The sequence below is a fragment of the Moraxella equi genome (assembly GCF_002027555.1).
Lineage (GTDB): Bacteria > Pseudomonadota > Gammaproteobacteria > Pseudomonadales > Moraxellaceae > Moraxella > Moraxella equi.
The window spans coordinates 1,421-3,164 of record NZ_MXAP01000175.1 but is presented as its reverse complement, the minus strand read 5'-3'; the positions used below and the strand labels follow the sequence as shown (position 1 = coordinate 3,164).

The 1,744-nt window shown below is 42.0% G+C and carries 2 protein-coding genes; both read left to right on the top strand.

All coding sequences use genetic code 11. The features are described 5' to 3' along the window. The first annotated feature begins 77 nt into the window (after positions 1–77). On the top strand, positions 78–1,148 hold the full coding sequence (locus tag B5J93_RS12910; RefSeq protein ID WP_079326736.1) for a 5'-nucleotidase: 1,071 nt from the start codon (positions 78–80) through the stop codon (positions 1,146–1,148). A gap of 208 nt (positions 1,149–1,356) precedes the next feature. After that, positions 1,357–1,674, top strand: coding sequence for an H-NS histone family protein (locus B5J93_RS12905; RefSeq protein ID WP_078274423.1), 318 nt, complete (start codon positions 1,357–1,359; stop codon positions 1,672–1,674). Positions 1,675–1,744: the final 70 nt, after the last annotated feature.

Sequence of the window (1,744 nt, the reverse complement as noted above, 5' to 3'; positions counted from 1 at the left end):
TTTAAGTTGAGAGTGGGGTTCATCATAAATAAATTTTAAAACCACGCCTTACATTTATTTAAAACTAGGACTTTATCATGGCGGTTAATTTTTCAAACACACTCATCGTAGCAATCTCAGCGACGGCATTATTTGACCTAAAAGAGCATGATGAGATGTTAAAACGCTTTTTGGCAGAAGACAAAGCCACCGCATCTGCTCGGTTTAGCGACTACATGAAATCGGTCGAAAACGAGCCATTACAAAAAGGGACAGGCTACCCACTCATCGAAGCCCTGCTAAACCTAAACAAATACCAACCGCCCAAAGACTACCACGATGAGTCGCCTTTTGTCGAAGTCGTCATCGTCTCAAAATCCACCCCCGACCTAGGCATACAAGTGCTAAACGCCATACGCACGCATGGTTTGGGTATTACTCGCTCGGCATTCATCTCGGGGGCGAGTGTGGCGGATTATATTGATGATTTTGATGTGGATTTGTTTTTGACGACCAACGTCGATGATGCTCAAGCCGTCACCGATGCTCGCCTGTGTGCCTGTGCGGTGCTGGATGCCACGCCTGTGGAGATATTGGAGCTGGACACCGAACAGCTTCGCATTGCCTTTGATGGGGATGCGGTGCTGTTTGACGACTCAGGCGAGCTGGTGTTCAAACAAGAGGGGCTACAAGCCTTTCATCATCGCGAAGAGAGCATGGCGGATTTGCCCATCGACAAAGGTCCTTATGCCGACTTTTTAATCAAGCTCTCCGCCCTACAAAAGAGCCTACCCCACGACACCCTAGACAGCACCCACAATCCGATTCGTATCGCCCTTGTGACCGCTCGTAATGCCCCTGCCGACATGCGTGCCATTAAGACATTAAGGGAATGGGGTGTGGATGTGGATTTGGCGTTTTTCTTGGGCGGTATTGAAAAAACAAGGGTATTAAAAACATTTGCTCCGCATATCTTTTTTGATGATTCTATTAAGCATATTGATGCCGCCAAATCGGTTGTGCCATCTGCCTTAGTGCCTTATCATTCCACGTCTTTACTTAATGAATACCACAGTCCTGATAAGGCGGTCATTGATAATATCGATCATGCCCAATTTGTCAAAACTGATAAAAAAGTGTTAAAAAACCCCAAAAAGACGAATAAATGATTTGTATTTTTAAAATAAAATGTGTTAATATAATCATACGATAAAAATCAGCGTTTTTATCTTTTTAAATAGAGATATTTTAAATTTATTTTTAATAAACCTAAAATATCCCAACTGGCACCACCAATAATCATCGGATGTATTGATGTATGCACATTGATGGATTTACCTTTGATTATTCTCACGGTTATTTTAAAGAGGAAATACCATGTCTAATGTAAATATTGACGCACTTAGCGTAGAACAGCTAGAAGCACTTACCAAAGATGCCCAAGCCAAAATCAAACAAAAGCAAGCCCAAGGTCTAAAAGATGCTTACTTGCAATTTAAACAAATCGCCAAAGAAAACGGCACCACCATCGATGAGATTCTAAAAGTAGGCAAAAAGGCTCAAAAAGAAGCATCTGTTGCTTACCGTGACCCACAAAACCCAAAAAACGTTTGGGCAGGTCGTGGTCGTAAGCCAGGTTGGTTAGAAGAAGCCCTAGCCAAAGGCAAAAAACTAGAAGACTACAAAGTAAACTAAGCAGTAAAACAAGATAAGAGATTATTAGGGCGTGTTGAACTTTGGTATTTGCAATGAAAAATGAGAAAAA

What these genes read in the sequence shown, in the direction of transcription:
- B5J93_RS12910 (WP_079326736.1), top strand. Translation starts at nt 78, where the DNA reads ATGGCGGTTAATTTTTCAAACACACTCATCGTAGCAATCTCAGCGACG.
- B5J93_RS12905 (WP_078274423.1), top strand. Translation starts at nt 1,357, where the DNA reads ATGTCTAATGTAAATATTGACGCACTTAGCGTAGAACAGCTAGAAGCA.